Source organism: Amycolatopsis sp. NPDC051128, from assembly GCF_040682715.1.
Lineage (GTDB): Bacteria > Actinomycetota > Actinomycetes > Mycobacteriales > Pseudonocardiaceae > Amycolatopsis.
This window is the reverse complement of sequence record NZ_JBFBBN010000010.1, coordinates 103151-121068: the sequence shown is the minus strand read 5'-3', so window position 1 is coordinate 121068 and position 17918 is coordinate 103151. Positions and strand designations below refer to the sequence as shown.

17 protein-coding genes are annotated in these 17918 nt (G+C 71.4%); 14 read left to right on the top strand and 3 right to left on the bottom strand.

What is annotated here, in order from left to right:
- Positions 1–125: 125 nt before the first annotated feature.
- Positions 126–779 (top strand): ferritin-like fold-containing protein, encoded by a 654-nt coding sequence (locus AB0M82_RS13920; protein WP_364721262.1) that lies wholly within the window; start codon positions 126–128, stop codon positions 777–779.
- A 119-nt stretch (positions 780–898) separates the two neighbouring features.
- Entirely contained in the window at positions 899–1129 is a 231-nt protein-coding gene (locus AB0M82_RS13915; RefSeq protein WP_013223016.1) for a DUF3107 domain-containing protein, read from the top strand.
- Positions 1130–1197: 68 nt separating this feature from the next.
- On the opposite strand, the gene AB0M82_RS13910 is transcribed toward AB0M82_RS13915, so the two are convergent.
- The 3 genes from AB0M82_RS13910 to AB0M82_RS13900 form a co-directional block, all read right to left on the bottom strand.
- Positions 1198–1515: a DUF4873 domain-containing protein gene (locus AB0M82_RS13910; RefSeq protein ID WP_364721260.1), complete on the bottom strand. Its 318-nt coding sequence runs from the start codon at positions 1513–1515 to the stop codon at positions 1198–1200.
- Positions 1512–2276, bottom strand: a complete 765-nt coding sequence (locus AB0M82_RS13905; protein ID WP_364721257.1) for a TetR/AcrR family transcriptional regulator — start codon at positions 2274–2276, stop codon at positions 1512–1514. The genes AB0M82_RS13910 and AB0M82_RS13905 overlap by 4 nt, the downstream gene beginning before the upstream one ends.
- An 88-nt stretch (positions 2277–2364) precedes the next feature.
- Positions 2365–2991: a TetR/AcrR family transcriptional regulator gene (locus AB0M82_RS13900; protein WP_364721254.1), complete on the bottom strand. Its 627-nt coding sequence runs from the start codon at positions 2989–2991 to the stop codon at positions 2365–2367.
- A 111-nt stretch (positions 2992–3102) separates the two neighbouring features.
- Between AB0M82_RS13900 and AB0M82_RS13895 the strand changes: the two genes are divergently transcribed.
- From AB0M82_RS13895 to AB0M82_RS13840, 12 genes are all read left to right on the top strand, one after another.
- Positions 3103–4107 carry an alpha/beta fold hydrolase gene (locus AB0M82_RS13895; protein ID WP_364721252.1) on the top strand — a complete coding sequence of 335 codons (1005 nt, stop codon included), beginning with the start codon at positions 3103–3105 and terminating at the stop codon, positions 4105–4107.
- 80 nt (positions 4108–4187) lie between these two features.
- Entirely contained in the window at positions 4188–5351 is a 1164-nt protein-coding gene (locus AB0M82_RS13890; protein WP_364721249.1) for a DUF3152 domain-containing protein, read from the top strand.
- Positions 5352–5445: 94 nt separating this feature from the next.
- Positions 5446–6621, top strand: coding sequence for an adenylyltransferase/sulfurtransferase MoeZ (moeZ, locus tag AB0M82_RS13885; protein WP_364721246.1), 1176 nt, complete (start codon positions 5446–5448; stop codon positions 6619–6621).
- 173 nt (positions 6622–6794) lie between these two features.
- Complete coding sequence (locus tag AB0M82_RS13880; protein WP_364721243.1) at positions 6795–7592, top strand: TIGR02569 family protein; 798 nt, start codon at positions 6795–6797, stop codon at positions 7590–7592.
- Positions 7593–7654: 62 nt separating this feature from the next.
- On the top strand, positions 7655–8095 hold the full coding sequence (locus tag AB0M82_RS13875) for a hypothetical protein (RefSeq protein ID WP_364721240.1): 441 nt from the start codon (positions 7655–7657) through the stop codon (positions 8093–8095).
- Between the two features lie 219 nt (positions 8096–8314).
- A complete protein-coding gene (locus AB0M82_RS13870; RefSeq protein ID WP_364721237.1) occupies positions 8315–10363 on the top strand; it encodes a molybdopterin oxidoreductase family protein in 2049 nt (682 codons plus the stop codon).
- Positions 10360–11787 (top strand): FAD-dependent oxidoreductase, encoded by a 1428-nt coding sequence (locus tag AB0M82_RS13865; RefSeq protein ID WP_364721234.1) that lies wholly within the window; start codon positions 10360–10362, stop codon positions 11785–11787. Before AB0M82_RS13870 ends, AB0M82_RS13865 begins: the two co-directional genes overlap by 4 nt.
- Positions 11784–13178 carry a nitrate/nitrite transporter gene (locus tag AB0M82_RS13860; RefSeq protein ID WP_364721231.1) on the top strand — a complete coding sequence of 465 codons (1395 nt, stop codon included), beginning with the start codon at positions 11784–11786 and terminating at the stop codon, positions 13176–13178. Before AB0M82_RS13865 ends, AB0M82_RS13860 begins: the two co-directional genes overlap by 4 nt.
- A gap of 1 nt (position 13179) precedes the next feature.
- Positions 13180–15684 (top strand): nitrite reductase large subunit NirB, encoded by a 2505-nt coding sequence (nirB, locus tag AB0M82_RS13855; RefSeq protein WP_364721228.1) that lies wholly within the window; start codon positions 13180–13182, stop codon positions 15682–15684.
- Complete coding sequence (nirD, locus tag AB0M82_RS13850) at positions 15681–16025, top strand: nitrite reductase small subunit NirD (protein WP_364721225.1); 345 nt, start codon at positions 15681–15683, stop codon at positions 16023–16025. Before nirB ends, nirD begins: the two co-directional genes overlap by 4 nt.
- The gene (locus AB0M82_RS13845; protein WP_364721222.1) at positions 16022–17125 is read left to right on the top strand and encodes a uroporphyrinogen-III synthase; all 1104 of its coding nucleotides are present in this window, start codon (positions 16022–16024) and stop codon (positions 17123–17125) included. Before nirD ends, AB0M82_RS13845 begins: the two co-directional genes overlap by 4 nt.
- 95 nt (positions 17126–17220) lie before the next feature.
- Positions 17221–17886: a DUF4097 family beta strand repeat-containing protein gene (locus tag AB0M82_RS13840; RefSeq protein ID WP_364721219.1), complete on the top strand. Its 666-nt coding sequence runs from the start codon at positions 17221–17223 to the stop codon at positions 17884–17886.
- The last annotated feature ends 32 nt before the right edge of the window (positions 17887–17918 follow it).

Sequence of the window (17918 nt, the reverse complement as noted above, 5' to 3'; positions counted from 1 at the left end):
GGAAGCTTGATATCGGTCGCCAGTGTACCTGGTCAGCAGTTTTTCGACAGTACCCGCCGCGCCGGAGCCAGTGTGATCGGTCTCGTCCCGACACGCCCCGGCGCTTCGGCGATACCCTGGCCGCCGTGACCGAGCCGAAAGAGATCAGCGAAGGCGTAGTCGACCTTCTGGGTGTGATCGCCTATCTCGAACTGTCCGCCTTCGACCGGCTGGCGGAAGACGCGCGCAGCGCGCCCACCTTGGCCGGGCGCGCCGCGCTGGCGACCATGGCGGCCGCCGAGATCGGTCACTACGGCCTGCTGTCGGAGCACCTGGCCGCGCACGGCGTCAAGATCGAAGACGCGATGGCGCCGTTCGTGAACCACATCGACGACTGGCACGATTCGACCCCGCCGAAGTCGTGGCTGGAGTCGCTGGTCAAGGCCTACGTCGGCGACGGGCTGGCCGCCGACCTCTACCGGGAAATCGCCAGCTGGCTCGACCCCGAGACCAAGGACCTCGTGCTCACCGTGCTCGCCGACACCGGCCACTCCGCCTTCGCCGAACGCGAGGTGGCGGCCGGCATCGAGGCCGACCCCAAGACCCGCGACAAGCTCGCCCTCTGGGGGCGCCGCCTGCTGGGCGAGGCGCTGACCCAGGCCCAGTACGTCGTCGCCGAGCGCGACGGGCTGGCCGAGCTCATCATCAGCGGTTCGGGCGACCTCTCCGGAATTGCGGCGCTGTTCCGGCGGTTGCAACAGGGGCACACGAAGCGCATGCAGGCGCTCGGCCTGGGCTGATCCCAATGGAGTACCAGGACACGACGAAGTGGCCGGGCGCGGACATGCGGCACCGCAACGACCCGGTTCGGTTAGCCTTGCCGAGCACATCCCTTTCGAATTTCCAGCGGAGGTCCCACGTGGAGGTCAAGATCGGCATCAAGGACACCCCGCGCGAGCTGGTGGTGTCCAGTGGCCAGTCTCCCGAAGAGGTGGAGAAGCTGGTCGCCGAGGCCCTGACGGCCGGCGACGGGCTCTTCCGCATCAACGACGAGAAGGGGCGCAAGTACATCGTCCCCTCGGACCGCATCGCGTACGTCGAGATCGCGCCGTCCGACGTCCGGAAGGTCGGCTTCGGCGTCGGCGACTGAGCTGTAGCCCAGGTCCGTGAATGGCCCATTGAGGGACTTCAAGTCCCTCAATGGGCCATTCACGGCTTTCAGGCGTTGAGTTGATCGAGGGTCGTCGAGACCTGGAATGGCGGCTTGCTCGTGCCCGTGACGCGGTAGCGGCCCCACGGGTCCGGGTCGGAAAGTTCCCCGGTCGCCGAGTGGGCGCCGACCCGGATCGACACCGGCTTCTTCTTGCCGCCCGCCAGGCGGGTCAGCTCCTCGTGCACCGCCACCCGGCCGTACCAGTGGTAGTAGCCGTCGATCGGCTGGAAACAGCCGCGCAGCTCGACCGCCGCCGTCAGGGAAACGCCGTCGACCACCAGGGTCGCTTCGCCGCTGTAGCCGTCTTCGCCGTGCTCGCTCATGACGTCTCCTTGACCGGAGCCGGGACGCTGCGGCCCAGCTGGACCACCTTGTTGGCTTCCAGGGGCAGGTTCGGGTCGACGACCACGCCGTGCTGCCTGCTCAGCCCATCGATGGCCGCCCAGATGATCTGCGTCAGGTACTCGACGACGGCGTCGCGGCTCATCGAGCGGCGGTCCAGCCACCATTCGCCGGTGTTCTGGACCATGCCGACGATGCCGTGCGCCCACGGCTCGGCCGCGCCGGAGTCCATGTTGAACATCCGCATGTAGTCGCCGAGCAGCGCGGTCAGCGCCGACGCGATCAGCTCCTTGTCCTCCGCCACGACGTCGGACGACACCGGCTTCTCCGGCCGCCCGTGCGCGAGCAGCCGGTACAGGTTCGGGTGCTCCTCGATCACCGTGAAGAACGCGTCGAGCGCCATCCGGATCCGCGGCACCGGCGCCAGCTCGGCGTTGATCGCCGGGATCAGCCGCTCGAAAAGGATCTCCGTGCCGCGCTGGCCGAGCGCCACGTAGAGGTCGGCCTTGTCGTCGAAGTGCCGGTACAGCACCGGCTTCGTGACGCCGGCCTCCGCGGCGACGTCCTCCATGCCGAGGTCGGGGCCGTGCGTGTCCAGCGCGCGCAGCGCGGCCTCGACGAACTCCTTGCGCCGCGCGATCCGGTGCTTGCGCCAGCGGTCGCGGCGGGCGTCACCGGTGGCCTCCTCGTCGCGCGACGAGTGCTTGCCGGCCTGCTTGGTGCGCTTGACACGTTCGATCACGGGAGGTCATGCTACCAGAGGTAACCGTTACCTCAGGTTACACACGGCGGCCCGCCTGCTGAAGTCTGGCCTGGTCGGGCTGTCCGGGTCAGGCGTCCTTGAGCGGGAAGCCGCCGCCGATGCCTCGCCAGGCCAGGTTCGCCGTCAGGGCCACCGCTTCCTCGCGGCTCATCGACTGGTGGTGCTGCAGCCAGAACCGGGCGCTGACCTGGCTCATCCCGACCAGCCCGACCGCCAGCAGCCGGGCCTTGTCCTCGTCGAGGCCCGCGTCCGCCGTGATCGTCTCCGTGATCGCGTCCACGCTCGCCGACGTCGCGCGGTCGACCGCGTCCTGGACCGCCTGCTCGCCGCGCAGGTCGGACTCGAAGACCATCCGGAACGCGCCGGCGTCCTCGCTGACGAAGTCGAAGAACGCGCCGACCGTCGCCGGGACGCGCTGCTTGTTCTCCGTCGTCGAGTCCAGCGCGTTCTGCACGCGCTTGACCAGCTCGTCGACGTGGCTTTCGAGCAGCGCGATGTACAGGTCGAGCTTGCCGGGGAAGTGCTGGTAGAGCACCGGCTTGCTGACGCCGGCCACCTCGGCGATCTCGTCCATCGCGGCGGCGTGGTAGCCGTTCTCGGCGAAGACCCGCTGCGCCGCGGCGAGGAGCTGGGCCCGGCGCTCGGTCCGGGGCAGCCGCACCCCACGTTGCTGCAGCCGCGTCATCTCCGTCATGCCTTCCTCCCGTCTTCGCCTTCGACGGGCGGGGTTCGCCACCGCGTGAAGTCGTCCTGAAGATTACTCGCCGGTACGCATGCCTTGCCAACTGTCGGGCATCCTTGATCCGTGAACACCCCCGTGACCACGCGGCCGCCGCTGACGCACGTGCCGCTTTCGACCCGGCGACTGCCGTCGCTCGACCCGGTTCCGCCGCCGTGGCCGGCGACCTTCGAGGAGGTCGGCACCGCCCGGCTCCACGTCCGCCGCACGCCGGGCCCGGACGGCGCACCGGCGGTCTACCTGCACGGCCTCGGCGGCTCGTCGACGAACTGGACGGACCTGGCCGCGCTGCTCGCCCCGGTCGCCGGCGGCAGCGCGCCCGACCTGCCCGGCTTCGGCTACTCGGAGCCCGAAGAGGGTTTCGACTTCAGCCTCCAGGCCCACGCCGAGGTCGTCGCGCGGCACATCGAGCACGGCTTTTCGGGGGCCCCAGGCGCAGCGACCGGCGCGCCGGTGCACCTGCTCGGCAACTCCATGGGCGGGGCGATCGCGCTGCTCGTCGCCGCGCGGCGGCCGGAGCTGGTGAAGACGCTGACGCTGATCTCGCCGGCGATGCCCGACCGGCGGCTCGACCCGCGGCGGCTGTCGGACCCGCGGATGGCGCTGGCCTACCTGCCGCTGGTCGGCGCGCGGGTGCGGGCGCAGCTGGCCGCGCTCGGACCGCGGGAACGCGCCGCGCAGGTCATCAAGCTGTGCTTCGCGGACCCGTCGAGGTTCCCGGAGAGCCGGCTCGACGAGCTGACCGAGGAACACGGCGCCCGCGCCGGGTTCGACTGGGCCACGCCCGCGCTGGCGCGCAGCACGTTCGCCATCTTCCGGGCGTGGTCGACGCTGGGGAAGGCGTCGCTGTGGGCCGCCGCGCCGCGGGTGCGGGCACCCACCTTGGTCGTCTGGGGCCGCGACGACCGCGTCATCTCCGTGCGCCGCGCCGTGCGCACCGCGCGGGCGCTGCCGAACGCCCGGCTCCTCGTGCTCCCACGCACCGGCCACACGGCGCAGATGGAGCGCCCGGTCGTCGTCGCGAAGGCCGTCCTCGGCATGTGGGAACACGTCGAAAGCGGTACCTGGTAGGCCGATCGGGTGACCACGAATCGCCGCATGATCCGCCAGTCGCCGAGAGCGGCCCCCCGGCGCTGTGGCACCCTGGTGCAGTGGACCGGGTGAAGCAGGACGCGCGAGGCGAAGATCGCCGGGCGCCCCACCGCGCGCCGCCCCGCCGCGCATCGCACGGCGCCCAGGAGCCCGAGGAGTCCCCGCGCACCGGGCAGTACCGCCCGTCGAAAGCGCCGGCCCAGCGCGTCAGCGAAGACCGGTACCGCCCCGGCGGACGGCGGACCAGCGCGGAGCCGCTGAGCGCGTCCTGGAAGCCGGACGTCGAGGCCCCGCGGGAGAAGAAGGCCCCGGAACCGCCGAAGCCGGGCATCGGACGCTTCATGAAGACCTACGGCTGGCGCGTCTACGCCCTGCCGATCCTCGTGGTGCTGACCGTGCTCGTCGTGGTCAACACCGCCAACAGCCCGGCCCAGCCGATCGCCGAGCAGGCGCCCACGCCCGGCGCCGCCGACTCGGCGGGCGGCGACAGCTCCGGCGGCGCCATCGACGGCAACGGCGAGCAGGCCATCCCGGAGAACCCCGCCACCCCGGTCGACCTCGGCGTGCCGACCGCGGACCTGCCCAACGGCACCCCGTTCACCGAAGCCGGCGCGGGCAATTGGCACGTCGTCCCGGGCTCCGGGCCCAAGGTCGGCACCGGGAAGCTGTACACGTACACCGTCGAGGTCGAGGACGGCATCGACCCGGCGAGCTACGCGGGTGACGACGCCTTCGCGACGGCGGTCCAGGGGACCCTCTCGGATCCCAAAAGCTGGACGTGGGACGGCAAGGTCGCCTTCCAGCGGGTCGACGCGAACTTCCCGAACCCGTCGTTCAGGGTGAGCCTCACCACGCCCAACACGACCCACCGGGCGGACGCCTGCGGGTTCCAGATCAAGTTCGAAGCGTCCTGCTACCGCAAGAGCATGGGCCGGGTGCTGATCAACCTCGCGCGCTGGGTGCGCGGCGCGAAGGCGTACGGCGCCGACATGACCGGGTACCGTCAGTACGCCATCAACCACGAAGTCGGCCACGCGCTGGGCAACCAGCACGTCGGCTGTGGCGGCAACGGCCAGCCCGCGCCGGTGATGATGCAGCAGTCCTTCGGCGTCAACGACGACTACGTCGCGAAGCTCAACAACATCCCCGGCGGAGACCGGGGCAAGGTCCCCAGCGACGGCCGCATCTGCGTGACCAACTCCTGGCCCAACCCCACGCCGTAGCCGCTGTCCCAGTATCTGGACCTGGGAAGGCTTATTTGCCTGCGTGCGTTGTGCATAGTGGGATGGACGCGATCCGCGCGAGATGGAGGACCCGATGTCAGCACTGCCGCCGCTCGTCGAGCCGGCTGCCGAGCTCACCAAGGACGAGGTGGCCCGGTACAGCCGTCACCTGATCATCCCGGACGTCGGGGTGGCCGGGCAGAAGCGGCTGAAGAACGCGAAGGTCCTGGTCATCGGCGCCGGCGGCCTCGGCAGCCCCGCGCTGCTGTACCTGGCCGCGGCCGGCGTCGGCACGCTCGGCATCGTCGACTTCGACGTCGTCGACGAGTCGAACCTGCAGCGCCAGGTCATCCACGGGCAGTCCGACGTCGGCAAGCTCAAGGCCGCGTCCGCGCAGGAGTCGATCGCCGAGATCAACCCGCTGGTCAAGGTGCACCTGCACACCGACCGGCTGGACTCGTCGAACGCGCTCGAGATCTTCGAGCAGTACGACCTGATCGTCGACGGCACCGACAACTTCGCGACGCGCTACCTCGTGAACGACGCCGCGGTGCTGCTGGGCAAGCCGTACGTGTGGGGCTCGATCTTCCGGTTCGAGGGCCAGGTCAGCGTGTTCTGGGAGGACGCGCCGAACGGCAAGGGCCTCAACTACCGCGACCTCTACCCGGAGCCGCCGCCCCCGGGCATGGTTCCCTCCTGCGCCGAGGGTGGCGTGCTGGGCGTGCTGTGCGCGTCCATCGGCTCGATCATGGTGACCGAGGCGATCAAGCTCATCACCGGCATCGGCGAGCCGCTGCTCGGCCGCCTGATCAGCTACGACGCGCTGGAGATGAAGTACCGCGAGGTGAAGATCCGCAAGGATCCGGAAACCCCGAAGATCACCGAGCTGATCGACTACGAGGCGTTCTGCGGCGTGGTGTCCGACGAGGCGGCTTCCGCGGCGTCGGGCAGCACGATCACCCCGCCGGAGCTCAAGGCCAAGTTCGACAGCGGCGAGAACTTCGCGCTGATCGACGTCCGCGAGCCGCACGAGTACGAGATCGTCAACATCAAGGGCGCGACGCTGATCCCGAAGGACCGGATCCTTTCCGGCGAGGCGCTGGCGGAGCTGCCGCAGGACAAGCCGATCGTGCTGCACTGCAAGTCGGGCGCGCGGTCGGCGGAGGCCCTCGCGGCCCTGCACGCGGCCGGCTTCAAGGACGCGACGCACCTCGGTGGCGGCGTGCTCGCCTGGGCGCGGCAGATCGACCCGAGCCTGCCGACCTACTGACAGCGGGCCCATCCGCCCCAATGTGGCGTTCGGTGCGTCCAACGCACCGAACGCCACATTGGGTGCGTTGGACGCAACCAACGCCACATTGGGGCGTTTGCCGGGATCCGCAAACCGTGTGACCAGCGCGTCTTCGCCATTGTGGAACACTCGGCCGGGTACCGTCACGACTCGTGCGGACAACCCTCGAAAGACCGCCGGCCCGCGTCTGCGCGGCCTTCGGCGGCGATCCGGACGCGAGCGAACCGCTGCCGGATTCGGTGGCGTGGCGCTGCGGCGACCTCGTGCTCAAGCCGGTCGCCGACAAGGCCAAGACCCTGTGGACCGCCCGCGCGCTCGACTACGTCGACGAACCGGGCCTGCGGGTCGCGAAGCCGGTCCGGTCCACCGACGGCCGCTGGATCGTCGGCGACTGGACGGCGTCGAGGTTCGTCCCCGGCACGCCCGAGCACCGCGGTGACGAGTCCGTGCTGGCGGCGGTGCGGCTGCACCGGGCCACCACCGGCCTGCCCCGGCCGGACTTCCTCGGCGCGCGGCAGGACGTCGACGCGGTCGCCGACCGCATCGCCTGGGAAGAACTCGAGGTCCCGCTCGACGAGACCAAGGGCGGCCGCTGGTTCGAGGTCCTCGCCGGCGCCCGCCGCCCGATCCGGCTGCACCCGCAGGTGGCGCACGGCGAGCTGCTGGCCGGGCTGCTGTTCGACGGTGCCGCCGCCCCCGGCCTCGTCGACTTCGTGCCGTACTACCGGCCGGGTGAGTACGGCGCGGCGATCGTCGCGGTCGACGCGCTCGCCTGGGGTGGCGCGACCCGTGAGCTGCTCGAACGCTGGGCGCACCTGCCGGAGTGGTCGCAACTGCTGCTGCGCGCCGTGCTGTTCCGGCTGGCGGCCAACGCCCTGAACCCGAGGTCCACACAGGCCTCGCTCGACGGCTTGCGAGCCGCGGCGCGCGAAGTCTCCGGCGTCCTTTAAGGGCGTTGACGCGGTGCCTCCCGGCCGGGATCATGGTCTCGTGATCATCTGCCGAAAGGGCCATGCCGCGTAGGCGGCCCGGAAGCCTGCGCCGCACCCGCCGTCTCGACGTCGCGGGGCCGCCGCCGGCCAAGATCCCGTACCTCTCCCGCCGCGCCGCGCGGCAGCTCGCCTTCGCCGAAGTGGACGCCGGGTTGTGGCCCGGTGCCGTCTCCGGGCTGCTCTGGAGCTGGCAGCGCGCCACCCGGCCGCCCTTCCGGCTTTCGTGGCCGGTCTGCCCCTGCTCCGGCTGCGACCCGGTCGGCGCCCGAGCCGATCTCGCCCGGAGGCTGAACGACCTGCCCCGGCGGGATCGGGCGCTGATCGGCGCCCTCCTGTCCCAGGCCGATCGCCGGTTCGCGGCCCGGACGTCGCCCGACCCGTTCAGCTCGTCGCCGTGGTGGTTCGAACGGCGGCTTCACGACGAGTACGGCAATGGGCCGCTGACCCCTCGCATGACGTGAACGACATCCCGGGCGGTTTGTGACCGACGTCGCAAGTTCGCGGGTTACGTCCGGATCGGACCTCGCTGACCTCCGGAGTCCCGTTCCGTGGACGCGGATCTCACCGTCCGGGCGTCGCGTGTTCCGCCGTAATGTCAACTGCCTGAAACATTCGGTCGAATCCGGTTAACACGGCCTCCTTAGCGTCAGGGCAACCCCGAAGCGCCGAGGAGGTGCCCCGTGCCGCAGGTCGACACCCACTGCCCGTACTGCGCGTTGCAGTGCGGAATGAGCCTCGACGGCGCCCGCGTGACGCCGCGGGACTTCCCGGTGAACGCCGGCGGCCTGTGCCAGAAGGGCTGGACGTCCGGGAGCCTGCTCACCTCGTCGTCGCGGCTGACCACCCCGATGATCCGGGTGGACGGCGCGCTCGAGCCGGTCAGCTGGGACTTCGCCCTCGACCTCGTCGCCCGCAAGCTCCTCGAAATCCGCGACGCGCACGGTGCGGACGCGACGGCGATCTTCGGCGGCGGCGGGCTGACCAACGAGAAGGCCTACCTGCTGGGCAAGTTCGCCCGGGTCGCGCTCGGCACCTCGCAGATCGACTACAACGGCCGGTTCTGCATGTCGTCCGCCGCGGCCGCCGGGATCAAGGCCTTCGGCGCCGACCGCGGGATGCCGTTCCCCGTCACCGACCTCAAGAGCGCCGACGTCGTGCTGCTCGCCGGGGCGAACCCGGCCGAGACGATGCCGCCGTTCACCCAGCACCTGCGCGGCACCGACCTGATCGTCATCGACCCGCGGCGCACCCCGACCGCCGAACTGGCGAGCCTGCACCTGGCGCCCGCGCCGGGCACGGACCTCGCGCTGGCGCTGGGCATCCTGCACGCCGTCGTCGCCGACGGCCACCTCGACCAGTCCTATGTGGACGACCGGACGAGCGGCTTCGCGGAGATGTGGCGGATCGCCGCGTCGTGGTGGCCGGAGCGCGCCGAGCGCGTCACCGGCGTCTCGGCCGCCGACATGCGCCTCGCCGCCGCCAAGCTCGCCGCCGCCCGCAACGCCTACATCCTCACCGCGCGCGGCACCGAGCAGCACGCCACCGGCACCGCGACGGTCGGCGCCTGGATCAACCTCGCCCTCGCGCTCGGCCTGCCGGGCCGGAAGGGCTCCGGCTACGGCTGCCTCACCGGCCAGGGCAACGGCCAGGGCGGGCGCGAGCACGGCCAGAAGGCCGACCAGCTGCCCGGCTACCGCAAGCTCGACGACCCGGCCGCCCGCGAGTACGTGGCCGGCGTGTGGGGCGTGGAACCGGACAGCCTGCCCGGCCCCGGCCGCTCGGCCACCGAGCTGCTGGAGGCGCTCGGCCAGGACGGCGGGCCGAAGGCGCTGATGGTGTTCGGCAGCAACGTCGTCGTCTCGGCGCCGCGCTCGCAGCGCGTCCAGGACCGGCTGGGGGCCTTGGACTTCCTGGTCGTCGCCGACTTCGTGCTGTCGGAGACCGCGGCCATGGCCGACGTCGTCCTCCCGGTCACGCAGTGGGCCGAGGAGCACGGCACGCTCACCAACCTCGAAGGCCGGGTCCTGCTGCGCCGCAAGGCACTGGACCCGCCGCCCGGCGTCCGGTCCGACCTGGACGTCCTGGCGGGCCTGGCCGACCGGCTCGGCCAGCCGGCCGGGCGGTTCCCGGCCGACGCCGAAACGGTGTTCGAAGAGCTGCGGGTCGCGTCGAAGGGCGGCATCGCCGACTACTCCGGCGTCAGCTACGACCGGCTGCGCGCGGGCGAAGCCCTGCACTGGCCGGTGCCCGCCGACGACCACCCCGGCACCCCGCGGATGTTCCTGGACTCCTTCGCCCACCCGGACGGCCGCGCCCGGTTCGTGCCGGTCGAGCACACCGGCCCGGCCGAGGTGCCGGACGACGAGTTCCCCCTGCAGGCCACCACCGGCCGCGTGCTGCAGCACTACCAGTCGGGCGCGCAGACCCGGCTGATCGACGAGCTCAACGACGTCGTGCCGGAGGTGTTCGTCGAGGTTCACCCGGACACGGCGAAGCGTGCCGGGCTCGAAGAAGGTGACCCGGCGAGGATCCGGTCCCGGCGCGGCGAGACCGTCGCGAAGGTTCGGTTCGTGCAAAGCCTCAAGCCCGATCTGGTCTTTCTGCCGTTCCACTTCCCTGGTGAGCAGCGCGCCAACTTGTTCACCAATCCGGCGCTCGACCCGGTTTCCCGGATGCCGGAGTTCAAGGTGTGTGCCGTTTCCCTGTCTACTGTGGATGGTGCCGCATGAGTCCCCGAGAAGTTGTCATTGTCGGGTATGGCATGGCGGGTGCCCGCCTGGCCGACGAGATCCGCCGCCGCGACCCGATCGCCGAACGCGTCCGGCTGACCGTGCTGGGCGCCGAGAAGCACGCCGCCTACAACCGGGTGCTGCTGTCGGCCGTCGTCGCCGGCGGGATGAGCGCCGAGAGCGTTCGCCTGCACGACGACGAGTGGGCCGCGCGCCACAACATCGACCTGCGGCTCGGCGTCGACGTCTCCCGCATCGACCGCGAGAAGCGCTGCGTCGAGCTCGGCGACGGATCCACGCTGGACTACGACGCCCTCGTGCTCGCCACCGGCGCCAACCCGTGGATCCCGCCGGTCGAAGGCCTCGAAGCCGGGCCAGGCGTGGTCGCCTTCCGCAGCCTCGACGACTGCGCCAAGATCCTCGACGCCGCCCGCTTCGGCGCGCCGGTCGCGGTGCTCGGCGGCGGGCTGCTCGGCCTCGAAGCCGCCCGCGGCCTGGCCGGGCGCGGCAACCAGGTGACGGTCGTGCACCCGCTGGGGCACGTCATGGAACGCCAGCTCGACCCGGCCGCCGGGCACGTGCTGGCCCGCCAGCTCACCGACATGGGCGTGACGTTCAAGTTCGGCGCCACCGCCGCCCGCTACCTCCCCGGTGACGGCCTCAAGCTCGACGACGGCAGCCTCGTCCCGGCCGACCTGGTCGTGGTCGCCGCCGGCGTCCGCGCCGAGACGCGCCTGGCCACGGAAGCCGGCCTCGACGTCGACATGGGCATCCTGGTGGACGACGTGCTCCGCACCAGCGACGGCCGCATCCACGCCATCGGTGACTGCGCGCGCCACCCCGGCGCCCCGGCCGGGCTGATCCAGCCGGCGTGGGAGCAGGCGTCGGTGCTCGCCGACGTCCTCACCGGCACCAACGCGGCCGCTCGCTACCGCGGCACCACGGCGGTCACCCGGCTCAAGGCCCGCGGCATCGACCTGGCCGCGCTGGGGGAGACGCAGCTCCAAGCCGGGGACGCCGACGTCGAGGTGCTGACGTTCAACGACCCGACGGGCGGCCGGTACGGCAAGCTCGTCGTCCGCGAAAACCGCGTCACCGGGGCGATCCTGCTCGGCCTGCCCGACGCGGCCGCGACGATCACCCAGTTCCACGACCGCGGGACGCTGCTGCCGGAAGACCGGCTCGCCGTCCTGCTCGGCCGGGCGCTGCCCAGCGGCAGCACCCCGGCGGCCAGCCCGGCGGACCTGCCGGCGGCGGCGGTGATCTGCCGCTGCAACAACGTCACCAAGGGCCGGCTGATCGAGGCCTGGAAGGCCGGGGCCACCGATACTCCCGCACTGGCGCGGGCCACGCGAGCCACGACGGGCTGCGGCGGGTGCAGCGACACCGTCGGCGGCATCGCGAACTGGCTCGCCGCGCAATGACCACCCCGAACCGCCGCACGAAGGAGAACACCGTGGCCCACCAAGGAAAGCACTGGATCGAACACTGGGAACCCGAGAACGAGGAGTTCTGGGAGTCCACGGGCAAGAAGGTCGCCCGCCGCAACCTGTGGTTCTCGGTCTTCGCCGAGCACATCGGCTTCTCTATCTGGACCCTGTGGTCGGTCATCGTCCTGTTCATGGGCAAGGACTACGGCTTCTCTCCCGCCGACAAGTTCCTGCTGGTCTCGACGCCGACGCTGATCGGCGGCCTGATGCGGCTGCCCTACACCTTCGCCGTCGCGAAGTTCGGCGGCCGCAACTGGACGGTCGTGTCGGCCGTGCTCCTGCTGATCCCGGCCACGCTGGCCGCGATCGTGCTGCACCCAGGCACGTCGCTCGGCACGTTCCTGCTGGTCGCGGCCCTCGGCGGGGTCGGCGGCGGTAACTTCGCGTCGTCGATGACGAACATCAACGCCTTCTACCCCGAAAAGCACAAGGGCTGGGCGCTGGGCCTCAACGCCGGCGGTGGCAACCTCGGTGTCGCGGCGATCCAGCTGGTCGGGTTGCTGGTGATCGGCACGGCCGGCGCGACCGCGCCGCGGCTGGTGCTCTACATCTACATCCCGCTGATCGTGGTCGCCGCCGTGCTCGCGTACTTCTACATGGACAACCTCGCCAGCATGAAGGGCGACACCAAGGCGATGCGCGAGGTCGTCAAGGAGCCGCACACCTGGGTGATGTCGTTCCTTTACATCGGCACGTTCGGCTCGTTCATCGGCTACAGCTTCGCCTTCGGCCTGGTGCTGCAGAACCAGTTCGGCCGCACCCCGCTGCAGGCGGCCGCGGTGACGTTCCTCGGCCCGCTGCTCGGCTCGCTCTCGCGGCCGGTGGGCGGCTGGCTGTCCGACCGGATCGGCGGCGGCAAGATCACGTTCGCCACGTTCACCGGGATGGCGCTGGCGACGGTCGTGCTGATCCTGGCCTCGACGTCGAAGTCTCTGACGCTGTTCACGGTCGCGTTCATCGTGCTGTTCGTGCTCGCCGGCGTCGGCAACGGTTCGACGTACAAGATGATCCCGGCGATCTTCCGCGCCAAGGCGAAGATCGCCATCTCGAACGGCGCCGAAGAGGCGGCCGAGCTGCTCAAGGCGCGTCGCCTTTCCGGCGCGCTGATCGGCCTGGCCGGCGCGATCGGCGCCGAAGGCGGCTTGTTGATCAACCTCGCCTTCCGGCAGTCGTTCGCCGACACCAAGAGCGGCGTGCCCGCCTTCGTCGGATTCCTCATCTTCTACGGGCTCTGCTTCGCCGTCACCTGGGCGGTCTACCTGCGGAAGCCCGCCGAACAGCCCACGAGTGAGCGCGGTCTGGCGCTCGCGGGAGCGGAGGTCTGAGATGCCCACCTTGGTCGTCGCCGGACACGGCATGGTCGCCCATCGGCTCGTGGAGGCGGTGCGCGCGGAAGACACCGAAGGAACCTGGCGCGTCGTCGTGCTGGCCGAGGAGCTGCGCCCGGCGTACGACCGGGTGGCTCTGACGTCCTATGTGGACGGCTGGGACCCGGCTTCGCTGGCCCTTCCCGGCTCGGACTATGCGGACGACCCGCACGTCGAGCTCCGGCTCGGCGCGCTGGTCACCGAAGTGGACCGGGAAGCGAAGACGGTCACGATCGCGTCCGGGGAGTCGCTTTCCTACGACGCGCTCGTGCTGGCCACCGGCTCGCGGCCGTTCGTGCCGCCGGTGCCCGGACACGACCTGCCCGGCTGCTTCGTCTACCGGACCATCGAGGACCTCGACGCGATCCGGGAGGCGGCGCACAAGCCGGGCAAGGGGCGGCGGGCGGCCGTCGTCATCGGCGGTGGCCTGCTCGGCCTGGAGGCCGCGAAGGCGTTGCGGGACATGGGTCTTTCCCCGCACGTCGTCGAGATGGCGCCGCGGCTGATGCCGCTGCAGGTCGACGAGGGCGGCGGGTCGATGCTGCGCAGGATGATCACGGCGCTGGACGTCACCGTCCACACGGGAACGTCGACCAACGCCATCGAGGCCGACCGCGGCCGCCTGCTGGCGAAGCTGGGCAACGGCACCGAGCTGGACGTCGACCTGGTCGTGTTCTCGGCGGGTGTCCGGCCGCGCGACGACCTCGCGCGGCAGTCCGGCCTCGAAGTCGGCCCGCGCGGCGGGGTGCTCGTGGACTCCTCCTGCCGGACCAGCGACCCGTCGGTGTACGCCATCGGCGAGTGCGCGGCGGTCGAAGGCAAGGTGTACGGCATCGTGGCGCCCGGGTACGCGATGGCGGAGATCGTCGCCGCGCAGCTGACCGGCGGCTCCGGGACGTTCCCGGAGCCGGACACGTCCACGAAGCTGAAGCTGATGGGCGTCGACGTGGCGTCCTTCGGCGACGCGCACGCGGCGACCGAAGGCGCTCTCGAAGTCGCCGTCAACGACGCGGTCGCCGGGACGTACAAGAAGCTCGTGGTCACCGACGACGGCAAGACGCTGCTCGGCGGCGTGCTCGTCGGCGACGCCACCGAGTACAACACCCTCCGGGCGCTCGTCGGCCGTCCGCTGCCTGCCGAGCCGGGCGCGATCCTCGCCCCGGCGGGCGGCGGCGCCGCGGTCGGCGTCGACGCGCTGCCCGACGCGGCCCAGATCTGCTCGTGCAACGCCGTCTCCAAGGGCGCGATCACCCAGGCGATCCACGAAGAGGGCTGCGACACCGTCCCGAAGCTGAAGGCGTGCACCCGCGCGGGCACGGCCTGCGGTTCGTGCGTCCCGCTGCTGGGCAAGCTGCTCAGCGCCGCCGGAGTCGAGCAGTCGAAGGCGCTGTGCGAGCACTTCGCGCAGTCCCGCGCGGAGCTGTTCGAGATCGTGCAGGCCACCCGGATCGCGACGTTCAGCGAGCTGGTCGCCCGCTACGGCTCGGGCAGCGGCTGCGCGATCTGCAAGCCGGCGGTGGCCTCCATCCTGGCCACCCTCGGCAACGGGCACGTGCTCGGCGGCGAGCAGGTCACGCTGCAGGACACCAACGACCGGTTCCTGGCGAACCTGCAGCGCAACGGCACCTACTCCGTCGTGCCGCGGATTCCCGGCGGCGAGATCACGCCGGAGAAGCTGATCGCGATCGGCGAGGTGGCCAAGGAGTTCGGCCTCTACACCAAGATCACCGGCGGCCAGCGGATCGACCTGTTCGGCGCGACCGTGGACCAGCTGCCGCTGATCTGGCGCAAGCTGGTCGACGCCGGGTTCGAGTCCGGGCACGCGTACGGCAAGGCGCTGCGCACGGTGAAGTCGTGCGTCGGGTCGACGTGGTGCCGCTACGGCGTGCAGGACAGCGTCGGGCTGGCGATCGAGCTGGAACTGCGTTACCGCGGCCTGCGGTCGCCGCACAAGCTCAAGTCGGCGGTTTCGGGGTGCGCCCGTGAGTGCGCGGAGGCGCGCAGCAAGGACTTCGGCATCATCGCCACGGAGAACGGCTGGAACCTCTACGTCGGCGGGAACGGCGGCACCACGCCGCGCCACGCCGACCTGCTGGTGTCCGATGTGGACACCGAGACGCTGATCCGGACCATCGACCGGTTCCTCATGTTCTACGTGCGCACCGCCGACCGGCTGCAGCGCACCGCGCCGTGGATCGAAGAAATGGAGGGCGGCCTCGACCACCTGCGCGCGGTGATCGTGGACGACTCGCTCGGCATCTGCGAAGACCTCGACGCGGCGATGGCCAAGCACGTCGACAACTACGCCGACGAGTGGAAGGGCGTGCTCGAGGACCCGGAGAAGCTGGCCCGGTTCACCTCGTTCGTCAACGCGCCGGGCACGCCCGACCCGGCGATCTCGTTCCGCTCGGAGCGGGAGCAGAAAGTTCCCGTGATGCTGGGAGTTCCGGAGGTGCGCCGATGACGACGTCCATCGAACGAACCTGGACGGCGGTCTGCCCGGCCACCGCGGTGCCGGAGTGCGCCGGCGTGGCGGCGCTGCTGGACGGCGGCGTGCAGGTGGCGATCTTCCGGCTGCCGGGTGAGCGCTGGTACGCCCTGTCCAACTGGGACCCGTGCAGCGGCGCGGCGGTGCTCTCGCGCGGCATCGTCGGCGACGCGGGCGGCGTCCCGGTGGTGGCTTCGCCGGTCTACAAGGAACGATTCGCTCTCGACAGCGGGAAGTGCCTGGACGCCGACGGCGTCTCGGTCCCGGTGTACGACGTGCGTGTACGGGAAGGCGTGGTCGAAGTGGAGTCTTCGTGACGGAAGTGCTCCCGTTGGCCGGTTTCGTGATCGGCATCACCGCGGCGCGCCGGGCTGACGAGCTCGGCGCGCTGCTGGTGCGCAAGGGGGCGAGCGTCCGCTACGGCCCGGCGATCCGGATCGTGCCGCTGACGGACGACACCGAACTGCACGCGGCGACCACCCGGTTGCTGTCTTCGCCGGTGGACGCGGTCGTCGCGACCACCGGCATCGGTTTCCGCGGCTGGCTCGAGGCCGCCGAGGGCTGGGGACTGGGGGAAGCACTGGTCTCGCGCCTTTCGGCGGCTTCGCTGCTGGCGCGGGGGCCAAAGGTGACGGGCGCGCTTCGGGCGGCCGGGCTGTCGGAGTCGTATTCGCCGGCTTCGGAGAGCAACGCGGAGCTGTTGCAGCACCTCCTCTCGTCGGGGGTCGAGGGGATGCGGATCGCGGTGCAGCTGCACGGCGAGCCGCTGCCGTACTTCGTGGACACGCTGCGCGCGGCCGGGGCGGAGGTCATCGAGATCTCGGTGTACCGCTGGGTCGGCCCGGTGGACCCGGGCCCGGTGGACCGGCTGCTGGACGGCGTGCTCGACGGGACGATCCACGCGCTGCCGTTCACGAGCGCGCCGGCGGTGGCTTCGCTGCTCGGCCTGGCGCGGCGCACGGGGCGCCTGCCGGGGCTGGTGGCGGCGTTGTCGGGCCCGGTGGTGGCGGCCTGCGTCGGCCCGATCACGGCGGCGCCGCTGGCGGCGTTGGGGGTGCCGACGGTGCAGCCGCACCGGGCGCGGATCGGGGCGCTGGCCCGGACGGTGGCGGAGACCCTGGCGACGCGGTCGCCCCGGCTCCGCGCGGGCGGCCGGTCGATCGAGCTTCGCGGCCAGGCGGCCATCGTGGACGGCGAGTGGCGCGAGGTGGCCCCGGCGCCGATGGCGCTGCTGCGGGCGCTGGCGGCTACGCCGGGCCGGGTGGTTTCGCGACGCGAGCTGATCTCGGCGTTGCCCGGCGGCGGGGAGGAGCACGCGGTGGAGACGGCGATCGGGCGGCTTCGGACGTCGCTGGGCGGCGGGAAGGTGGTCCAGACGGTGGTGAAGCGGGGATATCGGCTGGCGGTCGACGCCTGACCGGCGTGTCAGCGGCCGTGTCAGCGCGGTGGCCTTCCGGTGTCAGCGCGACCGGCGATGGTGGTTTCACACACCGAGCCACCAAGGAGAATCCGATGCAGAAGTTCGCCACCCCCGCCCCGATCGCCACCATCCTCGACATCCCCGCCGGCCGCGTCCGGTTCGTCGCCGCCGAGCGGGCCGACACCACGGTCGAGATCCGGCCCGCCGACCCCGCGAGGAGCCGTGACGTGAAGGTCGCGGAGCAGACCAAGGTCGGCTACCGCGACGGCGTCCTGCGGATCGAGGCCGCGGCGAAGAACCAGTACTTCGGCCCGTCGGGCAGCCTCGACGTGACTGTTTCACTGCCCGCCGGCTCCCACGTCGAGGCCAAGGCCGCCAGTGTCGAGCTTCGCGGTGTCGGCCGCCTCGGCGACGTCACGGTCGAGGGCGCGCACGGCGAGGTCGTCTTCGACGAGGCCGCCGGGCTGCGGTTGAAGGCCCACGCGGGTGACGTCTCGGTCGGCCGCCTCACCGGTCCCGCGGAGATCACCACCGGCAAGGGCGACATCCGGATCGCCGAGGCGGTGCGCGGCAGCCTCGTGCTGAGCACCCAGGCCGGGGACGTCTCGGTCGGCGTGGCCGAAGGTGTCTCCGCGTCCCTCGACGCGGGCACCACCTACGGCCGGATCCGCAACGCCCTCAAGAACAGCGAGGGCACGGCGGGTCTGACCATCCACGCGACCACGGCCTACGGCGACATCGACGCCCACAGCCTGTGAGTCCGGGAGTGAAGCGCCCCAATGTGGCGTTG